The sequence below is a fragment of the Streptomyces diversicolor genome, assembly GCF_057537855.1.
Genome location: NZ_BAAJXA010000012.1, coordinates 207,223 through 230,664, shown reverse-complemented (window position 1 = coordinate 230,664; position 23,442 = coordinate 207,223). Strand labels below are relative to the sequence as shown.

Genomic DNA, 23,442 nt, shown 5'->3' with positions numbered 1-23,442 from the left:
CATCAAACCCGCACCCGCAAACGCAGCTGAGCCATCCCCTTCAATAGGCGCACCCTACTTCTGGTAAAGAGCCTCGATCTCAGCCGCGAAGTCCTTAGTGACAACGTTCCGCTTCAGCTTGAGCGACGGCGTCAGATGCCCCGACTCCTCCGTGAACTGCCCCCCGAGAACCCGGAACTTCCGCACGGACTCCGCCTTGGACACCACCGCGTTCCCGTCATCCACCGCTTCCTGGATGGCCGCCACCAGCTCCGGATCCTCCCGCAGCGACGCCGCCGTGGACCCGGAGGGCTTCCCGTGCTCCGCGGCCCACCGCCCCAGGAACTCCTCGTCGAGAGTGATCAGCGCGCCGACGAACGGTCGCCCGTCGCCGACCACCATGCACTCCGCGATCAGCGCATGCGCCCGGATCCGGTCCTCGATCACGGCCGGTGCCACGTTCTTGCCGCCCGCGGTGACGATGATCTCCTTCTTGCGCCCGGTGATCCTGAGATAGCCGTCCTCGTCGAGGGTGCCGACGTCCCCGGTGTGGAACCAGCCGTCGGCCAGCGCCTCCGCGGTCGCGGCCTCGTTGTTCCAGTACTCCTTGAACAGGTGGTCACCGTGCAGCAGCACCTCGCCGTCGTCGGCGATACGGATCACGGAACCCGGCAGCGGCTGGCCGACCGTGCCGATCTTCTGCCGGTCCCAGGGGTTGAACGCGGTCGCCGCGCAGGACTCGGTCAGGCCGTAGCCCTCCAGGACCGTGAAGCCGATGCCGCGGAAGAAGTGGCCCAGGCGCTCGCCGAGCGGCGCGCCGCCGGAGATCGCGTACTCGCCGCGCCCGCCGAGCACCGCGCGCAGCTTGCCGTAGACCAGCCTGTCGAAGACCCGGTGCTTGATCCGCAGCCCGAGGGACGGGCCCGACGGGGTGTCCAGCGCCTTGCTGTAGGCGATCGCGGTGTCCGCCGCCTTGTCGAAGATCTTCCCCTTGCCGTCCGCCTGCGCCTTGGCGCGCGCCGCGTTGTAGACCTTCTCGAAGACCCGGGGCACGCCGAGGATCAGCGTGGGGCGGAACGCGGCCAGTTCCTCGGTGAGGTGCTTGACGTCCGGGAGGTTGCCCAGCTTGATCGGCGCCATCATCGGCGCGATCTGCACCAGCCGCCCGAAGACGTGCGCGAGCGGCAGGAACAGCAGGACCGAGCACTCACCGGTGCGGAACAGCGGGCGCAGCCGCTCGACGATGTTGCCGCACTCGGCGAAGAACGCCCGGTGGGTGAGCACACAGCCCTTGGGCCGGCCGGTCGTGCCGGACGTGTAGATGATGGTCGCCGTGTCGTCGGCCTTGGCGAGCGAACTGCGCTCCTCCACCGTCGCGTCGGTGAGGTCCCGGCCCAGCCGGCCCAGTTCCGCCACGCCCCCGGCGTCGATCTGCCAGACGTGCTTGAGCGCGGGCAGCCGCTCGCGCACCGCGTCCACGGCGGCGGCGTGGACGTCCTGCTCCACGACGCAGGCGGTGGCGCCCGAGTCGGACAGGATCCACTGCACCTGTTCCGGTGAACTCGTCTCGTACACCGGCACGGTGACCGCGCCCGCGCTCCAGATCGCGAAGTCGAGGAGTGTCCACTCGTAGCGGGTGCGGGACATCAGGCCGACCCGGTCGCCGGGCTGGACACCGGACGCGATGAGCCCCTTGGCGGCGGCGCGTACCTCGGTCAGGAACGCCTCGGCCGTCACGTCCTGCCAGCCCGTGTCGGTCCTGCGGGCGATGACGGCGACATCGGGATGCTGCGCGGCGTTTCTGCGGACGATGTCGGTCAGATTGCCGTCCGCAGGGACCTCGTACAAAGCCGGAAGGCTGAACTCGCGCAAGACTGCTGCTCCTCATAGGGCGCCGGCGCCACGACATCGTGTGCTGCGACGGTGCGGTCCAAGGCTCGGGCAGGTGCTCGGACGCCCACCAGGAGCCCTTCGGCCCGTTGGCTGAAATCCAGAGCACGACTGGACTGCCCGGACGTTACCCGCCGGTATGGCTTCTTCGACAGGGGGCCCGGCGAGTTGTTCGCTGCGTCACAGGTTGGTGTTCCTTCGCGCACAGTAGTCCACGGTTTTCCTGACGGGCCAGTAGCCGCAGGCCCGGCCGCCACTGTTCACGTATGCCGCACAGGCTTACCCTTGATCGCCATGGCCCCCACACCCGCCGGTAACCGAAGGACCCGCGTCCATGTGGTCAGCGACGTGCACGGCAACGCCCGTGACCTGGCCCGGGCCGGCGAGGGCGCCGATGCCCTGATCTGCCTCGGTGACCTCGTGCTCTTCCTCGACTACGCCGACCACTCGCGCGGGATCTTCCCCGATCTGTTCGGCGTGGAGAACGCCCACCGCATCGTCGAGCTGCGCACCGCGCGCCGCTTCGAGGAGGCGCGCGCGTTCGGGGCCCGGCTGTGGGCGGGCGTCGGCGCCGACCGGGCCACCGTCATCGAGAAGGCCGTGCGCCGCCAGTACGCCGAGCTGTTCGCCGCCTTCCCCACGCCGACGTACGCGACCTACGGCAATGTCGACATGCCGCCGCTGTGGGCGGAGTACGCAGGGCCCGGCACCACGGTCCTGGACGGGGAACGGGTGGAGATCGGCGGCCGGACCTTCGGCTTCGTCGGCGGCGGGCTGCGCACCCCGATGCGAACACCGTACGAGATCGACGACGACGCGTTCGCGGCGAAGATCGAGGCGGTCGGCGAGGTCGACGTGCTGTGCACGCACATCCCGCCCGAGGTGCCGGAACTCGTGTACGACACGGTGGCCCGCCGGTTCGAGCGGGGCAGCCGGGCGCTGCTCGACGCCATCCGCCGCACCCGGCCCCGCTACGCGCTGTTCGGCCACGTCCACCAGCCGCTCGTGCGGCGGATGCGGATCGGCGCCACCGAATGCGTCAACGTCGGGCACTTCGCCGGCTCGGGCAGGCCCTGGGCGCTCGAATGGTGAGGGGGCGCGCGGACGGGGTGAAACCGGTGGTCGCGTGCGCGGTAGCCTTCACGCTGCACACACGTGCGCACGACGACCTCTCTGTACCGGTCTGCACCGGCCCGCACCCGGAGGAGCCACGGCGATGGCGGAACACACCAGCTCAAGCATCACCATCGAGGCGGCACCCGCCGACGTCATGGAGGTGATCGCCGACTTCGCCCGCTACCCCGACTGGACCGGTGAGGTGAAGGAGGCGGAAGTCCTCAAGTCCGACGGCCGGGGCCGCGCCGAACAGGTCCGCCTCGTCATGGACGCCGGCGCGATCAAGGACGACCAGACCCTCGCCTACACCTGGACCGGCGACCGGGAGGTCTCCTGGACCCTGGTGAAGTCCCAGATGCTCCGCTCCCTCGACGGCTCCTACCTCCTCGAACCGGCCGGCCCCGGCGCCACCGAGGTGACCTACCGGCTCACCGTGGACGTCAAGATCCCGATGCTCGGCATGATCAAGCGCAAGGCGGAGAAGGTCATCATCGACCGCGCGCTCGCGGGACTGAAGAAGCGGGTAGAGTCCGGGGAGAAGTAGCGGCAGCGTGCCGGGCGGGCACGCGCGGGTAGCGTTCACCCCCATGCGCACCATCCTGATCACGGGTCCGGGCGGCTCGGGTCGTACGACCGTCGCCGCCGCCACCGCCCTGCGCGCCGCGGGCGCCGGCACCCGGACCCTCGTCCTGAGCGCCGACCGCACGGACACCCTCGGCGCCGCGCTGGGCACGCCGACCGGACCCGACCCCCGCGGTGCCGCACCCGGCCTCACCGCCTGGCGCCCCGACCCCGCCGCCCGGTTCCGCGACGACCTCACCGCGTTCCAGAGCCGCGCCGCGGGCTTCCTCGACCTGCTCGGCGCCGCCCGCCTCGACGCGGAGGAGGTCACCCCGCTCCCCGGCGCCGAGGAGCTGTCCCTCCTGCGCGCCCTGCGCGATGCCGCCTTCGCCGAACGCCACGACCTGCTCGTCGTCGACCTGCCGCCCGCCCCGCGCGCCCTCGACCTGCTCGCCCTCCCCGAGGAACTGCGCCGCTACCTGCGCCGGCTGCTGCCGCCCGAGCGCCAGGCGGCCCGCGCCCTGCGGCCCGTCCTCGGCCGCCTCGCGGGCGTCCCGATGCCCGCCGAGTGGCTGTACGAGACGGCGGCACGCTGGGACGCCGAACTCGCCGCCGTGGATGCCGTCGTGCGGGACCGCGCCACCACCGTGCGGCTCGTCGCCGAACCCGGCCCGGCCGGCGCCGACGCCGTGCACACCACCGTCCTCGGCCTCGCCCTGCGCGGGCTGCGCACCGACGGCCTGGTCGCCAACCGGGTGCTGCCCGAGACCGGTCCCGAGACCTGGCCTGCCGGGCTGCTCGCCCAGCAGCGCAAGGCCCTCGCCGACTGGCGGCAGTCGTACGACGTCCACCCCATCGCCCACCTCGGCCATGACCCGCGGGGCGCCGACGACCTCGCCGCGCTCGCCGTACCGGGCGTCGACGCCGCCCCCGACCCCGTCGAGTGGCCCGTCACCGACCGGATCGCCGAGGACGGCGTGCTCGTCTGGCACATCCCGCTGCCCGGCGCGATACGCGACGACCTCGACCTGGTCCGGCGCGGCGACGAACTCGTCGTCACCGCGGGCCCGTTCCGCCGGATCGTGCCGCTCCCGTCCGCCCTGCGCCGCTGCACCGTCGCGGGGGCCGGGCTGCGGGACGGCACCCTGCGCATCCGCTTCGCACCGGACCCGCAGCTGTGGCCCCGCGAGCGGTGAACCACCCGCGCCCGTTCGGGTAACGTCGTAAGGACGAACCGCAGTCAGGAGTCCGCCATGAGCGAAGAGCGCCCCACACCGGACGCCCTGGAACCGCAGCCGGCCGACGAGGCACGGGCGACCGACGCCGACGCCTGGGCCACCGCCTGCGCCGAAGACCTCGCCGCGGAGAAGGCCCGCCGCCGCGCCGAGTACGGCCCGCCCCCCGGCTCCGCCGCCGAGGAACTGCGCAGGTTCGTCGACGCCGTCGCCGACCGGCTGTCCGGTCTGCAGACCCCGCTCCTCGGGGCGGTCGCCGGACCCGCCGCGCAACAGGTGGTGCGGCAGGTCGTGCAGCAGGCCAAGGCGGCCGTCGAACCCGTGATAGAGCGCAACCCGGACGTCTTCGACCACCTGGCCGCGGCCGGAAACGAACTGCTCGCCGCCTACCGCTCGGCCGTCCAGTCCCAGGAACGCCGCTGGACGACTCCCGAGGACGCCCCGAAGGGCCGCGGCGACCGCGATGACCGGGGCGAGGGCACCGGTCCCGGCGAACACATCGACTTGGACTGACAGCCCCCTCGGGTACGGTTGGCCGTAGCGGGGCTCGACCGAAACTGAGGGATTCATGGGACTCACCATCGGCGTCGACATCGGCGGCACGAAGATCGCGGCCGGCGTGGTCGACGAGGAAGGCAACATCCTCTCGACCCACAAGGTGCCGACCCCGGGCACGCCCGAGGGCATCGTGGACGCCATCGCCTCGGCCGTGGAGGGCGCGCGCGCCGGGCACGAGATCGTCGGCGTGGGCATCGGCGCCGCCGGATATGTGAACCGGCAGCGCTCCACCGTCTACTTCGCGCCCAACATCGACTGGCGCCAGGAGCCGCTGAAGGAAAAGGTCGAGGCCCGCGTCGGCCTGCCGGTCGTAGTCGAGAACGACGCCAACGCGGCCGCGTGGGGCGAGTACAAGTTCGGCGCGGGCAAGGGCCACCGCAACGTCATCTGCATCACGCTCGGCACCGGCCTCGGCGGCGGCATCATCATCGGCAACAAGCTGCGCCGCGGACACTTCGGCGTGGCCGCCGAGTTCGGCCACATCCGGATGGTCCCGGACGGCCTGCTGTGCGGCTGCGGCTCCCAGGGCTGCTGGGAGCAGTACGCGTCGGGCCGCGCCCTGGTCAGATACGCCAAGCAGCGCGCCAACGCCACCCCCGAGAACGCCGAGATACTGCTCGGCCTCGGCGACGGCACCCCCGACGGCATCGAGGGCAAGCACATCTCCATGGCCGCCCGCCAGGGCGACCCGGTCGCCGTCGACTCCTACCGCGAGCTGGCCCGCTGGGCCGGCGCCGGACTCGCCGACCTGGCCTCCCTGTTCGACCCGTCCGCGTTCATCGTCGGCGGCGGCCTGTCCGACGAGGGCGAACTGGTCCTGGACCCGATCCGCAAGTCCTACCGGCGCTGGCTGGTCGGCGGCAACTGGCGGCCGGTCGCCGAGGTCATCGCCGCCCAACTGGGCAACGAGGCGGGCCTGGTCGGTGCGGCGGACCTGGCCCGGGAACCCGACCCGATCATGTGACGCCCGGGTGAGGGGCGCGGGGGACCGCACGGCGAGCCGAGGACAGCCGGCGGACCGCACGGAACCCCGCGCCCCGGGCTGGTGGGCGTCCCGGAGCGCGCCCCCGTTAGATTGATCCACATGCCGACACCGCCGCCACTGCCCACGTCCCGGACCGAACCCGACGGTTCCGCGATCATCCGGGTCCTGAGCTACAACATCCGCTCGATGCGGGACGACACCGCGGCCCTCGCCCGGGTGATCAGCGCCTGCGCCCCCGACCTGGTACTCCTCCAGGAGGCCCCCCGGTTCTTCCGCTGGCGCAAGAAGCTCGCCCGGCTCGCGGCCGCCTCGGGACAGGTGATCCTCTCCGGGGGCGGCACGGCGGCGGGACCGGCCATTCTGTGCACCCTGCGGGCGACCGTCGAACGGACCGAGGACGTGCTGCTCCCGCTCACCCCCGGACTGCACCGGCGGGGCTTCGCCACCGCGGTCGTACGGTTCGGCGGCGCCCGGCTCGGCGTGCTGAGCTGCCATCTGAGCCTGCGGTCGGACGAACGGTACGAGCAGGGCGGGATGCTGCTGGACCGGCTGGCCGGGATGGGCGTGGAACACGCGGTCGCGGGCGGCGACCTCAACGAGCGGCCCGACGGCCGTACCTTCCGGAGGCTGGCCGAGGGGCTGCGGGACTGCCGGGTCGCGGCGCCCTGGGGCGGTGAGTACACCTCGACGCCGCTCGATCCGCACCAGCGGATCGATGCGATCTTCGCGACCAAGGGGGTTGAGGTGCTGGGCTGCGGGGTGCCGCTGGGGTTGCCCGGGGTGACAGAGGGGGATCTCCGGGCGGCTACGGATCACCTGCCGGTGCTTGGCGCGCTGCGAGTTCCGGCTGCCGTGTAGGTCTGGGTGGGCTGGGGCTGTCGGTCGAGTGCGGGTTCGTTGTGGCCGGTCGCGCAGTTCCCCGCGCCCCTGGTGTGGCAGGGGTTGGTGGTTGGGTGCGGCGTCGTTGTGGCTGGTTGCGCAGTTCCCCGCGCCCCTTTCGGGGCGTGGGGGCTGGGGTCAGACCACTGCGCCGCGGCCCGGGTCGTCGGGTTCGTCGTCGTCTGTGCGCATGCGGGTCACCAGGGTGATGAAGCCGCCCAGGAAGCCGCCGATGCCCAGTGTCGCCAGCCACCACGTCATGTCCCAGCCGAGCAGCACCGCCAGCAGGAGCAGGAGGGGGCCGCCGACCACGCCGAGCCAGGCGAACTTGGCGGTCGTGTCGGCGGCGGGCAGCGGGGGCGGCTCGGGCGGCACGAAGTGGCCCTCGTCGTCCTCGTCGAAGTCGTCGTCGGACGCCTCCGACGGCGTGTAGTCACGCGGGCCGACACCGGGCGCGAAGGACACGGAGCTGCCGAGCGGCTTGGCGGGCCCCTTCGCACCGGCACCCTCGCCGCTGTCCTTGCCGGCGTCGCCCTTGTCGGCGGTACCGTCGTCGCCGTCGTTCGTGTCCGCTTCGAGCAGCGCCAGGTCCTCGACCGACTTGAACGGCTTGGCGCCCGGCGGGTCCGGCGGCTCCTCGCCGTACCCGGCGACGATGGCCGCCCAGGCGGCGTCCTCGTCGAAGGGCACGCCCTTCTCGTCCGGCTCGCGGTCCTCGCGGTCGGACTCGTGCTCAGCCAACTGCGGCCGTCCCTTCCTTGCCGACACTGGATGCGAGCCGGCCGATGAAGGCAAGGCTCTCCTCGAAGATCCGGTCCGCGTCATGGTCCAACGTCGCGACGTGGTAACTCTGTTCCAGCACGACCTCCGTCACGTCCGTCGAGGACACCCGGCTCAGCACCCGGACCGGGTCGGCGGGCGAGACCACATGGTCCCGCCGACTGCGCAGGAGCAGCAGCGGCTGGGTGACCTGCGGCAGCTCACCGTCGACCAGACGCAGGAAGGTGCGCAGGGAGTTCGCCGCGTGCAGCGGCACCCGGTCGTACCCCCCTTCCGTGACGCCCGGCTTCGCGATGTCGTCGGTGATTCCCCGCACCGAGCGCACCAGGTGCCGGGCCACCGGAAGGGCGTGCGTCGCCGGGCCGCGCATCCTGTTCACCGGGTTGACGGCCACGACGCCCGCCACCCCGTCCCCGTGCCGGGCCGCGAGCCGCAGGGCGAGCGCCCCGCCCATCGACAGGCCCGCCACGCACACCAGCCGGCAGTGCGAGCGCAGCAGCCGCAGCTCGCGGTCCACCTCCGCGTACCAGTCCTGCCAGGTGGTGAGCTGCATGTCCTGCCAGCGCGTGCCGTGTCCGGGCAGCAGGGGCAGCGAGACGGTCAGGCCGTGCGCGGCGTGGTGCGCCGCCCAGGGGCGCAGCGACTGGGGCGAGCCGGTGAAGCCGTGGCAGAGGAGGACACCCACCTCCCCGCCCTCGTGGCGGTACGGCTCGGCTCCGGGCAGAACCGGCACGTGTGTCTCCTGTTCCTGAGAGGGACGTGAACGACTTCGGGTTCTGCTTCACCGTACGCGACCGCACTGACACCGACCAGGGCCGTCGGGTCCATTGGCGGTCCCGCGGGTTAAGGTCTGAACGACGGACACGGGAGGCACGCGGTTGTTGTACGGGACGATGAAGGTCGCCATCGGGGGGCCGCTGAAGGTCGCCTTCAGACCCTGGGTGGAGGGCCTGGAGAACATTCCGGCCGTGGGCCCCGCCATACTGGCGAGCAATCACCTGTCCTTCTCGGACTCGTTCTTCCTGCCCGCGGTCCTCGACCGCAAGGTCACCTTCATCGCCAAGGCCGAGTACTTCACCACCCCCGGGGTCAAGGGCCGGTTGACGGCCGCGTTCTTCAAGGGCCTGGGGCAACTCCCCGTGGACCGCTCTGGCGGGCGCGGCGCGGGCGAGGCGGCGGTCAGGAGCGGCCTTGAGGTGCTGGAGCGCGGCGAGCTGTTCGGGATCTACCCGGAGGGCACGCGTTCGCCCGACGGCCGCCTGTACCGGGGCAAGCCCGGCGGCCTGGCCCGGGTGGCGCTCGCCTCCGGCGCGCCGGTCATCCCGGTCGCGATGATCGACACGGAGAAGATCCAGCCGCCCGGGAAGGCCGTCCCGAAGCTGATGCGGCCGGGCATCCGCATCGGCAGGCCCCTGGACTTCGGCCGCTACCAGGGCCTGGAGCACGACCGCTTCGTGCTGCGCGCGCTGACCGACGAGGTCATGTACGAGATCATGAAGCTGTCCGGCCAGGAGTACGTCGACATCTACGCGACGGCCGCCAAGCGGCAGATCGCGGAGGCCGCGAAGGCGGCCAAGCAGGACCAGCGCGACCAGAAGAACCAGAAGAACGAGAAGGACCAGAAGAACGAGAAGGACCAGCAGGACCAGCGGGACCAGCAGGAAACGGCGTAGGGGCGCCGGACGCAGGCCCCGGCGGGACGGCCGGGCCGGGGGGTGGGGGAGATGCCCGGACGCGAACGGGTCATGAGGATGTCGGTCGAGCAGCCGCTGTGGCGCGCGCTCGCCGCCTACCGCGTCCTGACGATGCTGTACGCCATCGGTCTGTTCGCCACCGCCTACGACCGGTTCACGCGGCCCTGGCTCGCCCTCGCCTACTACGGCGTCCTGTCCGTGTGGACCCTCGCCACCCTGCCCAGGGTGCGCAACGCGGCGAGCTGCACCAGGCGGTTCCTCGCCGCCGACCTGACGATCGCGCTCGTCGGCATCCTCCTCACGCCGGTCGCCGACGCCCACGAGCGGGTCGCCGACGGCGGTCCCACGCTGCCCTCGATATGGACCGCGGGCTCGGTGCTGGCCTTCGCCGTCAAGGGCGGCTGGCGCTGGGCGGGGTTCGCCTCCACGGCCGTCGCCGCCGCCAACCTGGTCGAGCGGGGCAGCCCGGCCCGCGACACCGTGCACAACGTGATCCTCGTGTGGGTCGCCTCCATCGCCATCGGCTACGTCGTCGAGGTCGCCCGCGCCTCCGAGCGCACCCTCGCCCGCGCCTTGGAGATCGAGGCCGCGACCAGGGAACGGGAGCGGCTGGCCCGGGACATCCACGACAGCGTGCTCCAGGTGCTGGCGATGGTGCAGCGGCGCGGCGCGGTCATCGGCGGGGAGGCGGCCGAGCTGGGCCGGCTGGCCGGCGAGCAGGAGGTGGCGCTGCGCACGCTGGTCTCCGGGGGGCTGGTGCCGCTCGCGCGGACCTCGCAGGACACCGCCGGGGGCACGGTCGTAGCGGCCGTGACGGAGCCGGACGACCCTGCCGGCCCCGTCGACCTGCGTGCGCTGCTCGCCCCGTACGCCGGCGCCCGGGTCAGCCTGGCCGAGCCCGGCGCGCCGGTGCCGCTGCCGCCGGCCGCCGCGCGGGAGCTGGCCGCGGCCGTCGGCGCCGCCCTGGACAACGTCCGCCGGCACGCCGGTGAGGGCGCCCGGGCCTGGATCCTGGTCGAGGACGAGCCCGGCGAGATCGTCGTGACCGTACGGGACGACGGTCCGGGCATCCCCGAGGGGCGGCTCGCCCAGGCCGAGGGCGAGGGGCGGCTCGGGGTGGCCCTGTCGATCCGCGGCCGGCTGCGTGACCTGGGCGGCAGCGCCGAGCTGATCTCGGTGCCCGGGCAGGGCACGGAGGTCGAACTGAAGGTTCCGAAGGACGCCGCGCAGGCGTGGGGGAAGGCGGAGAAGCGATGAGCGAGCAGCAGGACCCGATCAAGGTCATGGTGGTCGACGATCACCCCATGTGGCGCGACGCGGTCGCCCGGGACCTGTCCGAGTCCGGCTTCGAGGTGGTCGCCACCGCCGGGGACGGCGAGCAGGCGGTGCGGCGCGCCCTGGCGACCGGTCCGGACGTGCTGGTCCTTGACCTCAACCTGCCGGCGAAACCGGGGGTCCAGGTGTGCAAGGAACTGGTCGGCGCCGATCCGCGGCTGCGCGTCCTGGTGCTGTCGGCGAGCGGTGAGCACGCGGACGTCCTGGAGGCCGTGAAGTCCGGCGCGACCGGCTATCTGCTCAAGTCGGCGTCCACGGAGGAACTGCTGGACGCGGTGCGCAGGACCGCGGTCGGCGACCCGGTGTTCACGCCCGGCCTCGCCGGACTGGTCCTCGGCGAGTACCGCAGGCTGGCCGCCGAGCCGGGGCCGGCCCCGGACGCCGACGAGCCGAAGGCGCCACGGCTGACCGACCGCGAGACGGAGGTGCTGCGTCTGGTCGCCAAGGGCCTGAGCTACAAGCAGATCGCCGAACGCCTCGTCATCTCCCACCGCACCGTCCAGAACCATGTGCAGAACACCCTCGGCAAGCTCCAGTTGCACAACCGGGTCGAGCTGGTGCGGTACGCGATCGAGCGCGGCCTCGACGACGCGTGAGGGACATGTCCCGATGTCCACTCTTTCGAGTGGATCTGTACGGGTCCGGAATGATCAACTGGGCCTCAATTCGGTGGAATTGACCTTCCCACCCATCACGGAGTGACCTGGATCACTATTAGCGTCTTCCTTCACCAGGCAACCGCGGCGAAGGGACATTTCCATGCGGGTCGGAGTACTGACCGGAGGCGGCGACTGCCCCGGGCTCAACGCCGTCATCCGGGGCATCGTCCGCAAGGGCGTGCAGGAGTACGGCTATGACTTCGTCGGCTTCCGGGACGGCTGGCGGGGCCCCCTCGAAGGAGACACCGTCCGCCTCGACATCCCCGCGGTGCGCGGCATCCTGCCCCGCGGCGGCACCATCCTCGGCTCCTCACGCACCAATCCGCTCAAGGTCGAGGGCGGCATCCGCCGCATCAAGGACAACCTCGCCAAGCAGGAGGTCGAGGCACTGATCGCGATCGGCGGCGAGGACACGCTGGGCGTGGCCGCGCGGCTGTCCGACGAGTACGGCCTGCCGTGCGTCGGCGTCCCCAAGACCATCGACAACGACCTCTCCGCCACCGACTACACCTTCGGCTTCGACACCGCCGTCGGCATCGCCACCGAGGCGATCGACCGGCTGCACACCACCGCCGAGTCGCACATGCGCGTCCTGGTCGTCGAGGTGATGGGCCGTCACGCCGGCTGGATCGCCCTGCACTCCGGGCTCGCCGGCGGCGCCAACGTCATCCTCATCCCCGAGCAGCGTTTCGACGTCGACCAGGTGTGCGGCTGGGTGACGTCCCGTTTCCGTGCCTCGTACGCCCCGATCGTGGTCGTCGCCGAGGGCGCCATGCCCAAGGACGGCGAGATGGTGCTCAAGGACGAATCGCTGGACTCCTTCGGGCATGTGCGGCTCTCCGGCGTCGGCGAATGGCTGGCCAAGGAGATCGAGAAGCGGACCGGCAAGGAGGCCCGCACCACGGTCCTCGGGCATGTGCAGCGCGGTGGCACGCCGAGCGCGTTCGACCGCTGGCTGGCCACCCGCTTCGGCCTGCACGCCATCGACGCCGTCCGCGACGGCGACTTCGGCCGGATGGTCGCCCTGCGCGGCACCGACATCGTCCGCGTCCCGATCTCCGAGGCCACGGCCAAACTCAAGACGGTGGACCCGTCCCTGTACAAGGAAGTGGGCGTCTTCTTCGGCTGACCCCCACCACCCCACCCCGCGCCCCGCCAGGGGCGCGGGGAACTGCGCGATCAACCCCCACGCACTCGCGCTCGAAACGCAACGAGAGCGACCGCCCCCCAGGGGCGCGGGGAACTGCGCGATCAGCCCCCACGCACTCGCACCCGAAAGACCACGAGAGGTCCCCCAAAAAAAACCTAGCGCCTACGGTCCGCACCCGAAACGCCACCAGAACCCCCCGAACTCCCCAACCCCCCGCCATCAAAGCAACCGTTCCGCAACTGGGCCGTCAGCTCCCCTACGATCGCCGCCCCGTTCAGCGTCAGGACCGACTCGGGATGGAACTGGACCCCCGCGAACCCGGGCCCCCGCACGGCGTGCACGTCACCGTCGGCCGCCCGGCTCACCTCGACGCCGTGCGCGCCCAGCTCCCGGTAGGCGTCCTCGTCGCAGCGCGCCACGAAGCTGTTGTAGAAGCCGACGGTCTCCCGGCGCCCGAACAGATCGATCGCGACCTGCGCCCCCTGGCGCGGCACCGCCTTGCGGACGATCTCAAGCCCCAGCTCGGCCGCGATCAGCTCATGCCCGAGGCACACCCCGAGCACCCCGTGCCGGTGCGTGCCGATCACCTCGGCGGTCAGCCCGCGCAGCGCCCGCATCTTGGGGTCGGTCAGGTCCGAGGGGTCGCCGGGCCCGGGCCCCAGCACCACCGGCCCCGCATGCCCGAGCACGGCCGCCCGCAACCCCGGCTCGTCGAACCGCCGTACGGTCACGTCGAGACCGCCGGCGCGCAGCACGTGCGCCAGCATCGCGGTGAAGGTGTCCTCGCCGTCCACCACCAGGGCATGGCCGCTGCGGGCCGCCGGGTGCTCCTGCATCCGCAGCCAGAACGGCGCGAGCGAGGCCCGGCGCCCGTCCAGCGCCGCCCGTACGCGCGGGTCGTCGGCCAGCCGGGGCAGCGCCGCCTCCGCGCGCGGCCGGGCCGGACGCACGCCGAGGGCCGCCAGCACGCCCGCCGCCTTGGCGTGCGTCTCGGCCACCTCCCCGGCCGGGTCGGAGCCCCGTACCAGCGTCGCGCCGACCGGGACCCGCAGCCGGCCGGCCGCGTCGATGTCGGCGGTGCGGATGAGGATGGGCGAGTCCAGGGTCTGCGCGCCCCCGGAGTCCCGGCCGAGCAGGGCCAGCGCGGCGCCGTAGTACCCGCGCCCGCCGGCCTCGTGCCGTTCGATCACCCGGCAGGCGTTCTGCACGGGGGACCCGGTGACGGTGGCCGCGAACATGGTCTCCCGCAGTACGTCCCGCACGTCGAGGGACGACTTCCCGCGCAGTTCGTACTCGGTGTGGGCGAGGTGCGCCATCTCCTTGAGCCGGGGGCCGACGACCACCCCGCCCATGTCGCCGACGGTGCACATCATCTTCAGTTCCTCGTCGACGACCATCGACAGTTCCTCGATCTCCTTGCCGTCGGCGAGGAAGCCGAGCAGATGCTCAGGGGTCGGACCGCCCTCCGGGTAGCGGTAGGTGCCGCTGATCGGGTTCATCACGACCGTGCCGCCGGACATCCGCACATGCACCTCGGGGCTGGCGCCGACCAGGGTCCGCCCGCCGGCCGCCCGCCCCGGCTCCTCCGAGGCAGGCCGTTGGGACCCTTGCCGATCGCCGGTGTGCACGAGGAACGTCCAGTACGCGCCCCGTTCGCCCTCCAACAGCCGCCGGAACAGGGCGAGGGCGTCGGCCCGTGCGAAGTCCCGGATCTCGCCCTCGTAGGTCCGCCGGATGACGAAGTTGGCTCCCTCGCCCGCCCCGATCTCCTCGCGCAGCACCCGGCCGACGATCCCGGCGTACTCCTCGTCGCCGACGTCGAAGCCCCCGCCGGTGACGTGCACGGCGTGGCCGGGCAGATGCTCCAGCGCCTCGGCGAGCGGGAACGCGTGGGTCTCCTCGGGGGTGAGCACGAGCAGCGGCGTCCCGTCGTCGCGGACGTCGAAGCCGCGCTCCCGGATCTGCCGGAAGGGCACGAGGGCCAGCCCCTCGTCGGGCAGGTCGGCGAGCCGGTCGCAGGCGCGCACCGGCCCGACGAGCAGTTCCACGGTGTCCTCGTCGCGGCCGGGCGTGCGGCGGCGCAGCAGCGCGAAGGGGCGGTGGTCGTGCAGCAGATCCAGCAGGTCCATGGGTGCGTCGTCCTTCTCGGTGATCTCGATGGAGGTCGATGGAGGTCGATGGAGACGGACGGCCCCGGGAAACGCCGAAGGCCGCCCCTCGGGCGGCCTTCGCGAAGTCGTGCGTACGCGCAGTCAGTGGGCCGCCGAAGGAGCGGTCCACCACCAGGTGCGGGTCGAATGCGCGAACATGCCGGGAACCCTACCGCACTGCCTCGTCGTCCACGGGCCAGTCGGTCCGTCTCACCAGTCGAGCCGGAGGAAAACATGGCGACACGACCCCGTAATGTTTACGAGGTGACCGTGAACGCTAAGACCAGCGCGAGCGCTGGCAACACCTGGCGAAACCTGCCCGCGGCGCAGCAGCCCGAGTACCCCGACGCCGAGGCTCTGCGCGCAGTGATCGCGGAGCTGGAGTCGTATCCGCCGCTCGTCTTCGCGGGCGAGTGCGACCAGCTGCGCGCCCGGATGGCGGCCGTCGCCCGGGGTGAGGCGTTCCTGCTCCAGGGCGGCGACTGCGCGGAGGCATTCGACGCGGTCTCCGCCGATCACATCCGCAACAAGCTGAAGACGCTGCTGCAGATGGGCGCCGTACTGACGTACGCGGCGTCGGTGCCGGTGGTGAAGGTGGGCCGGATCGCGGGCCAGTACTCCAAGCCGCGTTCCAAGCCGACCGAGACGCGTGACGGGATCACGCTGCCGGTGTACCGGGGTGATTCGGTCAACGGTTTCGACTTCACCGAGGCCAGCCGGATCCCGGACCCGGAGCGGCTGAAGCGGATGTACCACGCCTCCGCGTCGACGCTGAACCTGGTGCGCGCGTTCACCACCGGCGGATACGCGGATCTGCGGCAGGTGCATGCCTGGAACCAGGACTTCGTGAAGTCGTCCCCGTCGGGGCAGCGCTACGAGCAGCTGGCCCGGGAGATCGACAACGCGCTGAACTTCATGCGGGCGTGCGGTGCGGATCCGGAGGAGTTCAAGACGGTCGAGTTCTTCTCCTCGCACGAGGCGCTGCTCCTGGACTACGAGTCGGCGCTGACCCGGGTGGACTCCCGCACGGGGCGGCTGTACGACGTGTCGGCGCACATGGTGTGGATCGGCGAGCGCACCCGGCAGATGGATCATGCGCATGTCGAGTTCGCCTCGCGGATCAGCAACCCGCTGGGGATCAAGCTGGGCCCGAACACGACGGCGGAGGAGGCGCTGCGCTACATCGACCGGCTGGACCCGGAGCGGGAGCCGGGCCGGCTGACGTTCATCGTGCGGATGGGCGCGGACAAGATCCGTGACCGGCTGCCGGAGCTGGTGGAGAAGGTCACGTCGTCGGGCGCGGTGGTGGCATGGGTGACCGACCCGATGCACGGCAACACGTTCGAGGCGGCCTCGGGGCACAAGACGCGTCGTTTCGACGACGTGCTGGACGAGGTGAAGGGCTTCTTCGAGGTCCACAAGTCGCTGGGGACGCATCCCGGCGGCATCCACGTGGAGCTGACCGGTGACGACGTCACCGAGTGCGTGGGCGGCGGCGACGAGATCTTCGTCGACGATCTGCACCAGCGCTACGAGACGGCCTGCGACCCCCGTCTGAACCGCAGCCAGTCCCTCGACCTGGCCTTCCTCGTCGCCGAGATGTACCGGGACCAGTGACGCACGGGCACGTCCCCGGGATGTGAGGTGGGGCGCGGATCACATGCGATCCGCGCCCCTCCTGCTTTTCCGGGCCCCGCGCCATGGGTAAGGTTAGGGTTGCCTCACCGAATCAGCGGGATGGCGCACATGACCGATCCCGGTGAGAGGTGAACCGCGTGTACGTCTGCAGTTGCTTCGGCATCACGGAGCAGCAGGTGAAGGAGCACGCGGGGGACGGCGTCCGCACCCCCCGCCAGATCGCCTCCGCCTGCAAGGCGGGCACCGACTGCGGATCGTGCGTGCGCCGGATCCAGGCGCTGCTGGGGCGCGGCGCGTGCCCGCGGCGTGAACCGGCCGAGCGGGGCGTGCCCGCACCGGCCCGCGTCGAAGCGGCGTAGGCGCTCCGCTGTGTCGCCCCTTGGGGGCGCTTCGCTCAGCTCTTCGGCTGTGTGATGATCTGCGAGATGTAGAGCGCGTCGCCGAGCTTGTCCACCAGTTCCAGCTGGGTGTCCAGGTAGTCGATGTGGTGCTCCTCGTCCGCCAGGATCGACTCGAAGATGTTCGCGGACGTGATGTCACCCTTGTCGCGCATCACCTTGATCCCGCGCCTGAGCCGGTCGATCGCCTCCACCTCGATCTGCCGGTCCGCCTCGAACATCTCCCTGACGGTCTGCCCCACCCGCACATGGAACAGCCGCTGGTAGTTCGGCAGCCCCTCAAGGAACAGGATCCGGTCGGTCAGCACCTCGGCGTGCCGCATCTCGTCGAACGACTCGCGCCGCGTGTACTCGGCGAGCTTGTACCAGCCGAAGTTCTCCTGCATCTTCGCGTGCAGGAAGTACTGGTTGATCGCGGTGAGCTCGCCGGTGAGCTGCTCGTTGAGGAACTCGATGACCTCGGGGTCGCCCTGCATCGCAGAGGCTCCTTCCGGACGGGGGATGGCGGGAGGTTGCGGCGGCATGATTGCACCGGTTGGGAAGATCGTCCAGTAAGTGTGTACTTAGCCGTTAAGCTCATGCATCGTCTTTTTTGTCCCCTTGGGGATCACTGGTCGGGTGCACCGCTCCTGGTCTGTCAGGATGGAGACATGGGTCATCCGGTGGAGCGCGGGTCTGGAGTGTCGGGAGAAGGTGTACGGTCCGAGCTTCCGCCGGGGCAGCGGCTGCAGCGCGGCTGGCCGGTCACGCACTACGGGCCGGTGCCCAAGTTCCGGCCCGAGCGCTGGGAGTTCAGGGTCTTCGGCGCCACCGCCGACGGCGACAAGCACTGCTGGAACCACGACGAGTTCACGGCCCTGCCGTACACCACCGTGGTGGCCGATCTGCACTGCGTGACCAAGTTCAGCATGCTCGGGGCCGAGTGGGGCGGCGTCCCGGCGAGCACGATCCTGGAGATCGCCCCGCCCGCGCCGAATGTCACCCATGTGATGGTCTGGGCGGAATACGGCTTCAGCTCGAACCTCCGCCTGTACGACTTCGCCGCCGAGCGCGCCATCTTCGCCACGCACAAGGACGGTGAACTGCTCACCGCCGAGCACGGCTTCCCGGTCCGGCTCGTGGTCCCCCATCTGTATGCCTGGAAGGGCCCCAAGTGGGTCCGCGGGGTCGAGTACATGACCGCCGACCGCCGCGGCTTCTGGGAGGAACGCGGCTACCACAACATCGGCGACCCCTGGCAGGAGCAGCGCTACTCCTACCAGGAGCGGCCCGGAGACGGCCCGGAACTCTGACCTGCGCCTCAGTGGTGGTACTGGTGCACCACCGCGTGCCCCTTGCCCCGCCCGATCGTCCACTTGTTGACCGGGGTCGTGATCACGAAGGCCGCGGCGAGCGAGATCGCCAGCGAGGACCAGAACAGCGGGTCGCCGAGATGCGCGTCCATCGCGTCCGGCCATAGCGCGATCACGCCGTTGTCGATCAGCTCCATCACGGCGATCGACAGGGTGTCCGCGGCCAGCGCCACCCGTACGGCGGTGCGCAGGCCGACACCGGCCGCCAGCACCCCGCGCAGGGTCAGCGAGTAGCCGAAGAAGAACGCCAGCACGATCGCCAGGACCATGGTCGGCAGATTGCCCCAGCCGAGCGCGGTGCCGATCACCATGCCCAGCACCTCGCCGATGGCGCACCCGGTGAGGCAGTGCAGGGTGGCCTGGACGGCCATCGGCCAGCCGGCCGCGGGCGCCTCGCCGTGCCGGTGGCCGTGGTCGCCGTGGTGGTGGGTGTGAACGTGTGCCTCGTGGCCCATGGGTGCCCCCGGTGTCGAGTGACGGTTCCTCGTACGACGAGAAGGAACCCGTATACCCCACGGGGGTATTCCCGTCAGATGCTCAGCCGGGAGACCGCAGCCCCTTCAGGCGTGCCACGTCCGCCGCGTGCCCCTCCCTGCCGCCGGGCGTCTCGATCACCAGCGGCACGCCGGCCGTCGCCGGATGCGTCATCAGCGCCCGGAACGGGTCCTCGCCGATGTGCCCGGCGCCGATGTTCTCGTGCCGGTCCTTGTGGGCGCCCACCACGTCCTTGGAGTCATTGGCGTGGATCAGCTTCAGCCGGCCCTCGCCCACCGTGTCCACCAGCAGATCCAGGGTCTGGTGCATGCCGCTCGGGCCGGTCAGATCGTGCCCGGCGGCGAAGACATGGCAGGTGTCCAGGCACACGCCCAGTTTCGGGTGGGCGTCCAGCGCCTCGAAGTACGGCCCGAAGTCCCAGGTGCGCGAGCACAGCGAGGCGCCCTGCCCGGCGGTCGACTCCAGCAGCAGGAACGGGTCGTCGTCATGGGTCAGCTCGTCCAGCAGCGGCAGCAGACGCGTACGCACCTGCTTCAGCGCGATCTCCCGGGGCCGCCCGCCGGTCGCGCTGCCCGTGTGCACGACCACGCCCAGCGCGCCGATCTCCCGTCCCCGGCGCAACGAGTGCCGCAGCGACTCCACCGACCTCTGCACGGTCGCCTCGGTGTGCGAGCCGAAGTTGATCAGGTACGGGGCGTGCACATACGCCGGGATCGAGTCCTCCGCGCAGGCCGCGCGGAACTCCTCGTCCTGCCGTGGGTTCCCGGCCGGGGTGGCCCAGCCGCGCGGATTGGCGACGAAGACCTGCACGGTCTCCGCCTTCAGCGCGCGGGCGTACGCCAGGCCCACGGAGTGCAGCCCGCCGGCCACGGGGACATGACCGCCGATCGGATTACGGGAGGGACCGGGCGGCACGACGGACCCGGACTGCTGACTCATCACCCGTTCACCCTGCCACGCCAACCACCCCCCACGAAAAACACCCCCACGCCCCTTGGGGCGGAGGCGGTCACGCGGGGCAGTACGGCGACCGGCCCCGGGGCTGGGATCGGGCCGGTGCGGGACAGGCGCGGTCCGGCGGGCGCGCAGCGGTCGGCGCTGGGCAGCGATGTCCGAGGGGCGATCGTGCGTCGGGCGGGGCGGCCCGGCTCCGCGGCCCCCGGGTCAGGGCGGGTGCGAGGGGACCGCGACATCGGGCGCGGGCCCCATGCTGCCGAACGGCGACGCCGACGGGCCCCGAACCCGGCCGTGGGAGCCCGGCGGACGCGGGGGCAGGCCCGATCGCCGTACGGCAGCGGCAGGCAGTCCGCTCGGAGGTCAGCGGATGGTGATCGTTATCGTCGAGCCCTTCGGGGCCGTCTCGCCCGCGTCGACCGACTGCTTCTTCACCGTGTCGCCGAACAGGCCCAGCAGCCCGCGGTCCTCCGAGACCTTGAAGCCGGAGCCCTCCAGCAGCTTCCTCGCGTCACCGACGCTGGCCCCGACCACGTCCGGCACCTCGACCATCTCCGGTCCCTTGGACAGCGTCAGCCGTACCGTGTCGCCCTCGGCCGCCTCGCTGTCGCCGGCCGGGGTCTGCCGGGCGACCTCGCCCTTGTCGAACTCGGAGTTCACCTGCTCCGCGGAGACCTCCACCTTGAGCCCGGCGTCCTCCAGCTCCGCCCGCGCCCTGTCCAGGTCCTCACCGGTGACGTCCGGCACGTCGATCGGGCTGCCCTTGCTGACGGTGAGCATGATCGCCGACCCCGCGTGCCGCTCGGTGCCGGCCGCCGGATCGGTCCCGATCACCGCGTCCTTCGGCACGCTGTCGCTGAACGCGCGCGTGACCATGCCGGGCTCCAGCCCGCCCTTCTTGAGCAGCGCCTTCGCGTCGGCCAGCCCGCGGCCCGCCAGATCGGGCACCTTCACGGTCTCCGGGCCGTCGGAGACGGTCAGCGTCACCGAGTCGTTGTTGCGGATACGGGCACCGGCCTTCGGGTCGGTGCTGATGACCGTGCCGCGCCGCACCGTGTCGCTGTAGGCGTGCTCGACCCGCTTGACGTCGAGCCCGGCCTCCTTGAGCCGTTCCCGCGCCTGCGCCTCGGTCTTCGACAGCAGCGGCGGCACCTTCGTGAACTGCCCGGAGTTGATGTACCAGACGCCGGCCCCGACACCGAAGACCACCAGCACGGCGACGACCAGCGTGACCAGTCCCCGCCCGGGCCGTACGGACCGCCGCCGGGGCGGCACGGCCGGGGACTCGAACCGGGCCGTCCGGTTGTCGCCCGCACCGCGACCGTCGTCCTCGTTGACGGGGTTGACGGGCAGCAGCCGGGGCACCGTCAGCGAACGCGGAATCACGCTCGTACGGTCCTCGGCGATGTCGTGGTCCGCGGCGAGCGCCTGGGGCGGCACCGCGTCCAGCTGCTCGTCGCTGAGCGCCGCGCGGCACTCCCGCACCTGGGCCAGCAGCGCCACGGCGTCATGCGGCCGGACCGCCGCCGTGCGGGCGGTGGCCGAGGCGACCAGCTCGTCCAGCTCGTACGGCAGTCCCGGCACGGCGGCCGAGGGCGGCGGCACGTTCTCGTGGAGGTGCTTGTAGAGCACCACCGCGGGGGAGTCACCGTCATGCGGCTTCCCCCCGGTCAGCATCTCGTGCAGGACCACACCGCACGCGTACACGTCGACACGGGGGTCCGCGGTCCCGTTCTCGATCTGCTCGGGCGCGAGATACGCCACGGTCCCCAGCACGGCTCCCGTCGTACTGGTCACCGTGTCCACCGACCGCACCAGCCCGAAGTCCGCGACCTTGACCCGCCCGTCGTCGCCTATGAGCACGTTCTCGGGCTTCATGTCCCGGTGCACGAACCCGGCGCGGTGCGCGGCGCCGAGCGCGGCCAGCACCGGCTCCAGGATGTCCAGCGCGGCCCGTGGCTGGAGCGCGCCCCGCTCCCGCAGCACGTCGCGCAGGGTGCAGCCGGCGACGTACTCCATGGCCAGGTAGACATACGACCCGTCCGTGCCCTGGTCGAACACCTGCACGACGTTGGGGTGGGCGAGCCGGGCCACCGACTTCGCCTCCCGGATGAACCGCTCCACGAACGACCCGTCGGCCGCCAGCGCCGGATGCATCACCTTGAGGGCGAGGATGCGGTCGAGGCGGGTGTCCAGGGCCCGGTAGACCGTGGCCATCCCGCCGACCGCGATCCGCGCCTCGACGCGATAACGGCCGTCGAGCACCTGCCCGACGAGAGGGTCCTGAAGGGTCGTATCCACGCTGGTGAGTTTACGATCCGAGACCGACAGCGCCCCTGGTTCCACCGTCACAACAGCACGACTACAGCCAACCTGTGACGCACCCCACCCGCCGCCGACGCTCAGCCCCTCAACCGGAGCCACCCCTCGGCCGCCCCCTTCACCCACCCACCCGCACCCGCCGACGACGCTCCGCCCCCACCCAAGACGCCAGCCACTCGGCCGAATCCCCCACCCACCCGCACCCGCCGCCGACGCCCAGCCCCCGCCCAAGACGCCAGCCACTCGGCCGAATGCCCTGCCCACCCACCCGCACCCGCCGACGTCGCTCAGCCCCCTCAAAGGGAGCCACCACCCCTCGGCCGCCCCCTTCACCCACCCACCCACCCGCACCCGCCGACGTCGCCCCGCCCCCGCCCAAGACGTCCACCGCTCGGCCGACAGCAAACGGGTGGTGCGCGGGTGGGAGAACACCCCGCCCGCACCCCCACCCACCCGCACCCGCCAACGCTCCCGCACCCCCAACAAGCACCGGCGCCCGGCCACAACCACCCCGCTCAGAACGCAGGCCGCTCCGGATCGAGCACGGCCAAGCCCTCCGCAGGAGACGACGCCGCGGCGAAATGCCGCCGCGGAATCCGCCCCGCCAGCCGCGCCAGCCGCCCCGCGTCCACCGCGTGCCGCATGGCGGCAGCCATCCGCTCCGGTTGCTGCGCCCGGGTGACGGCCGACGCCAGCATCACCCCCGCGCACCCGAGTTCCATCGCCAGCGCCACATCGGACGCCGTACCGGCTCCCGCGTCCAGAATCACCGGCACACGCGCGTGCTCCACGATCAGCTGGAAGTTGTGCGGGTTGCGGATCCCGAGCCCCGAACCGATCGGCGAGCCGAGCGGCATCACCGCCGCGCACCCCACGTCCTCCAGCTTCCGCGCCAGCACGGGGTCGTCGTTCGTGTACGGCAGCACCGTGAACCCGTCGTCGACCAGGGTCTCCGCCGCGTCCAGCAACTCGATCGGATCCGGCAGCAGCGTCCGCTCGTCGGCGATCACCTCCAGCTTCACCAGATCGGTGCCGAGCGCTTCCCGGGCCAGCCGCGCGGTCAGCACCGCCTCGCCCGCGGTGAAGCAGCCCGCGGTGTTCGGCAGCACCCGGACGCCGAGCCGTTGCAGCACCGACAGCACGGAGCCGTGTACATCGGGGTCGACCCGCCGCATCGCCACGGTCGTCAGCTCCGTGCCGGAGGCGACCAGCGCACGCTCCAGCACATCGAGGCTGGGCGCACCGCCCGTACCCATGATCAGCCGGGACGTGAACGACGTACCGCCGAGGACGAAGGGATCGTCGGCCATGG

General features: G+C 71.7%; 23 protein-coding genes. 13 read left to right on the top strand and 10 right to left on the bottom strand.

The window, feature by feature from the left end; genetic code table 11:
• Positions 1–54: 54 nt before the first annotated feature.
• Positions 55–1,851: an AMP-dependent synthetase/ligase gene (locus AC27LF_RS16970; protein ID WP_479661685.1), complete on the bottom strand. Its 1,797-nt coding sequence runs from the start codon at positions 1,849–1,851 to the stop codon at positions 55–57.
• Positions 1,852–2,163: 312 nt separating this feature from the next.
• On the opposite strand from AC27LF_RS16970, the gene AC27LF_RS16965 reads away from it, so the two are divergent.
• The 6 genes from AC27LF_RS16965 to AC27LF_RS16940 all read left to right on the top strand — a co-directional run bounded on the left by AC27LF_RS16965 (position 2,164) and on the right by AC27LF_RS16940 (position 7,182).
• Complete coding sequence (locus AC27LF_RS16965; protein ID WP_479661686.1) at positions 2,164–2,961, top strand: metallophosphoesterase family protein; 798 nt, start codon at positions 2,164–2,166, stop codon at positions 2,959–2,961.
• 124 nt (positions 2,962–3,085) lie between these two features.
• Positions 3,086–3,529, top strand: a complete 444-nt coding sequence (locus AC27LF_RS16960; protein WP_479661687.1) for an SRPBCC family protein — start codon at positions 3,086–3,088, stop codon at positions 3,527–3,529.
• Positions 3,530–3,572: 43 nt separating this feature from the next.
• Positions 3,573–4,742, top strand: coding sequence for an ArsA family ATPase (locus AC27LF_RS16955; protein WP_479661688.1), 1,170 nt, complete (start codon positions 3,573–3,575; stop codon positions 4,740–4,742).
• A 57-nt stretch (positions 4,743–4,799) separates the two neighbouring features.
• Positions 4,800–5,294, top strand: coding sequence for a DUF5304 domain-containing protein (locus AC27LF_RS16950; protein ID WP_479661689.1), 495 nt, complete (start codon positions 4,800–4,802; stop codon positions 5,292–5,294).
• Between the two features lie 55 nt (positions 5,295–5,349).
• Entirely contained in the window at positions 5,350–6,303 is a 954-nt protein-coding gene (locus tag AC27LF_RS16945; protein WP_479661690.1) for an ROK family glucokinase, read from the top strand.
• Positions 6,304–6,423: 120 nt separating this feature from the next.
• A complete protein-coding gene (locus AC27LF_RS16940; protein WP_479661691.1) occupies positions 6,424–7,182 on the top strand; it encodes an endonuclease/exonuclease/phosphatase family protein in 759 nt (252 codons plus the stop codon).
• A 159-nt stretch (positions 7,183–7,341) separates the two neighbouring features.
• On the opposite strand, the gene AC27LF_RS16935 is transcribed toward AC27LF_RS16940, so the two are convergent.
• Both AC27LF_RS16935 and AC27LF_RS16930 read right to left on the bottom strand, forming a co-directional pair.
• Positions 7,342–7,944, bottom strand: a complete 603-nt coding sequence (locus tag AC27LF_RS16935; protein WP_479661692.1) for a hypothetical protein — start codon at positions 7,942–7,944, stop codon at positions 7,342–7,344.
• Positions 7,937–8,716 (bottom strand): alpha/beta hydrolase, encoded by a 780-nt coding sequence (locus AC27LF_RS16930; RefSeq protein WP_479661693.1) that lies wholly within the window; start codon positions 8,714–8,716, stop codon positions 7,937–7,939. The genes AC27LF_RS16935 and AC27LF_RS16930 overlap by 8 nt, the downstream gene beginning before the upstream one ends.
• 160 nt (positions 8,717–8,876) lie before the next feature.
• Between AC27LF_RS16930 and AC27LF_RS16925 the strand changes: the two genes are divergently transcribed.
• The 4 genes from AC27LF_RS16925 to AC27LF_RS16910 all read left to right on the top strand — a co-directional run bounded on the left by AC27LF_RS16925 (position 8,877) and on the right by AC27LF_RS16910 (position 12,800).
• Positions 8,877–9,656, top strand: coding sequence for a lysophospholipid acyltransferase family protein (locus AC27LF_RS16925; protein WP_479661694.1), 780 nt, complete (start codon positions 8,877–8,879; stop codon positions 9,654–9,656).
• A gap of 51 nt (positions 9,657–9,707) precedes the next feature.
• Positions 9,708–10,934: a MacS family sensor histidine kinase gene (macS, locus tag AC27LF_RS16920; RefSeq protein WP_479661695.1), complete on the top strand. Its 1,227-nt coding sequence runs from the start codon at positions 9,708–9,710 to the stop codon at positions 10,932–10,934.
• On the top strand, positions 10,931–11,608 hold the full coding sequence (locus AC27LF_RS16915; protein ID WP_404026513.1) for a response regulator: 678 nt from the start codon (positions 10,931–10,933) through the stop codon (positions 11,606–11,608). Before macS ends, AC27LF_RS16915 begins: the two co-directional genes overlap by 4 nt.
• 163 nt (positions 11,609–11,771) lie before the next feature.
• Complete coding sequence (locus tag AC27LF_RS16910) at positions 11,772–12,800, top strand: 6-phosphofructokinase (RefSeq protein WP_479661696.1); 1,029 nt, start codon at positions 11,772–11,774, stop codon at positions 12,798–12,800.
• 176 nt (positions 12,801–12,976) lie between these two features.
• Here AC27LF_RS16910 and AC27LF_RS16905 read toward each other — a convergent pair whose 3' ends face one another.
• Both AC27LF_RS16905 and AC27LF_RS16900 read right to left on the bottom strand, forming a co-directional pair.
• Positions 12,977–14,950, bottom strand: a complete 1,974-nt coding sequence (locus AC27LF_RS16905) for an anthranilate synthase family protein (RefSeq protein WP_479661697.1) — start codon at positions 14,948–14,950, stop codon at positions 12,977–12,979.
• 123 nt (positions 14,951–15,073) lie between these two features.
• On the bottom strand, positions 15,074–15,130 hold the full coding sequence (locus tag AC27LF_RS16900) for a trp operon leader peptide (RefSeq protein ID WP_121888102.1): 57 nt from the start codon (positions 15,128–15,130) through the stop codon (positions 15,074–15,076).
• 105 nt (positions 15,131–15,235) lie between these two features.
• Between AC27LF_RS16900 and AC27LF_RS16895 the strand changes: the two genes are divergently transcribed.
• Together AC27LF_RS16895 and AC27LF_RS16890 are read left to right on the top strand one after the other, a co-directional pair.
• A complete protein-coding gene (locus tag AC27LF_RS16895; RefSeq protein ID WP_479661698.1) occupies positions 15,236–16,588 on the top strand; it encodes a class II 3-deoxy-7-phosphoheptulonate synthase in 1,353 nt (450 codons plus the stop codon).
• Positions 16,589–16,737: 149 nt separating this feature from the next.
• Positions 16,738–16,968 (top strand): (2Fe-2S)-binding protein, encoded by a 231-nt coding sequence (locus tag AC27LF_RS16890; RefSeq protein ID WP_479661699.1) that lies wholly within the window; start codon positions 16,738–16,740, stop codon positions 16,966–16,968.
• Between the two features lie 35 nt (positions 16,969–17,003).
• Here AC27LF_RS16890 and bfr read toward each other — a convergent pair whose 3' ends face one another.
• Positions 17,004–17,483, bottom strand: a complete 480-nt coding sequence (bfr, locus tag AC27LF_RS16885) for a bacterioferritin (RefSeq protein ID WP_479661700.1) — start codon at positions 17,481–17,483, stop codon at positions 17,004–17,006.
• 174 nt (positions 17,484–17,657) lie between these two features.
• On the opposite strand from bfr, the gene AC27LF_RS16880 reads away from it, so the two are divergent.
• Positions 17,658–18,299: a sulfite oxidase-like oxidoreductase gene (locus tag AC27LF_RS16880; protein WP_479661701.1), complete on the top strand. Its 642-nt coding sequence runs from the start codon at positions 17,658–17,660 to the stop codon at positions 18,297–18,299.
• Positions 18,300–18,307: 8 nt separating this feature from the next.
• Here AC27LF_RS16880 and AC27LF_RS16875 read toward each other — a convergent pair whose 3' ends face one another.
• The 4 genes from AC27LF_RS16875 to AC27LF_RS16860 all read right to left on the bottom strand — a co-directional run bounded on the left by AC27LF_RS16875 (position 18,308) and on the right by AC27LF_RS16860 (position 23,440).
• Positions 18,308–18,814 (bottom strand): DUF4396 domain-containing protein, encoded by a 507-nt coding sequence (locus AC27LF_RS16875; RefSeq protein ID WP_479661702.1) that lies wholly within the window; start codon positions 18,812–18,814, stop codon positions 18,308–18,310.
• 82 nt (positions 18,815–18,896) lie between these two features.
• A complete protein-coding gene (locus AC27LF_RS16870) occupies positions 18,897–19,793 on the bottom strand; it encodes a deoxyribonuclease IV (RefSeq protein WP_479661703.1) in 897 nt (298 codons plus the stop codon).
• Between the two features lie 378 nt (positions 19,794–20,171).
• Positions 20,172–22,109 carry a Stk1 family PASTA domain-containing Ser/Thr kinase gene (gene pknB, locus AC27LF_RS16865; protein WP_479661704.1) on the bottom strand — a complete coding sequence of 646 codons (1,938 nt, stop codon included), beginning with the start codon at positions 22,107–22,109 and terminating at the stop codon, positions 20,172–20,174.
• A 536-nt stretch (positions 22,110–22,645) separates the two neighbouring features.
• A complete protein-coding gene (locus AC27LF_RS16860) occupies positions 22,646–23,440 on the bottom strand; it encodes a thiazole synthase (protein ID WP_479657715.1) in 795 nt (264 codons plus the stop codon).
• Positions 23,441–23,442: the final 2 nt, after the last annotated feature.

Coding starts and splice junctions, on each gene's coding strand:
- AC27LF_RS16965 (WP_479661686.1), top strand. CDS start 2,164: ATGGCCCCCACACCCGCCGGTAACCGAAGGACCCGCGTCCATGTGGTC.
- AC27LF_RS16960 (WP_479661687.1), top strand. CDS start 3,086: ATGGCGGAACACACCAGCTCAAGCATCACCATCGAGGCGGCACCCGCC.
- AC27LF_RS16955 (WP_479661688.1), top strand. CDS start 3,573: ATGCGCACCATCCTGATCACGGGTCCGGGCGGCTCGGGTCGTACGACC.
- AC27LF_RS16950 (WP_479661689.1), top strand. CDS start 4,800: ATGAGCGAAGAGCGCCCCACACCGGACGCCCTGGAACCGCAGCCGGCC.
- AC27LF_RS16945 (WP_479661690.1), top strand. CDS start 5,350: ATGGGACTCACCATCGGCGTCGACATCGGCGGCACGAAGATCGCGGCC.
- AC27LF_RS16940 (WP_479661691.1), top strand. CDS start 6,424: ATGCCGACACCGCCGCCACTGCCCACGTCCCGGACCGAACCCGACGGT.
- AC27LF_RS16925 (WP_479661694.1), top strand. CDS start 8,877: ATGAAGGTCGCCATCGGGGGGCCGCTGAAGGTCGCCTTCAGACCCTGG.
- macS (WP_479661695.1), top strand. CDS start 9,708: ATGCCCGGACGCGAACGGGTCATGAGGATGTCGGTCGAGCAGCCGCTG.
- AC27LF_RS16915 (WP_404026513.1), top strand. CDS start 10,931: ATGAGCGAGCAGCAGGACCCGATCAAGGTCATGGTGGTCGACGATCAC.
- AC27LF_RS16910 (WP_479661696.1), top strand. CDS start 11,772: ATGCGGGTCGGAGTACTGACCGGAGGCGGCGACTGCCCCGGGCTCAAC.
- AC27LF_RS16905 (WP_479661697.1), bottom strand. CDS start 14,950: ATGGACCTGCTGGATCTGCTGCACGACCACCGCCCCTTCGCGCTGCTG.
- bfr (WP_479661700.1), bottom strand. CDS start 17,483: ATGCAGGGCGACCCCGAGGTCATCGAGTTCCTCAACGAGCAGCTCACC.
- AC27LF_RS16880 (WP_479661701.1), top strand. CDS start 17,658: ATGGGTCATCCGGTGGAGCGCGGGTCTGGAGTGTCGGGAGAAGGTGTA.
- AC27LF_RS16875 (WP_479661702.1), bottom strand. CDS start 18,814: ATGGGCCACGAGGCACACGTTCACACCCACCACCACGGCGACCACGGC.
- AC27LF_RS16870 (WP_479661703.1), bottom strand. CDS start 19,793: ATGAGTCAGCAGTCCGGGTCCGTCGTGCCGCCCGGTCCCTCCCGTAAT.
- AC27LF_RS16860 (WP_479657715.1), bottom strand. CDS start 23,440: ATGGCCGACGATCCCTTCGTCCTCGGCGGTACGTCGTTCACGTCCCGG.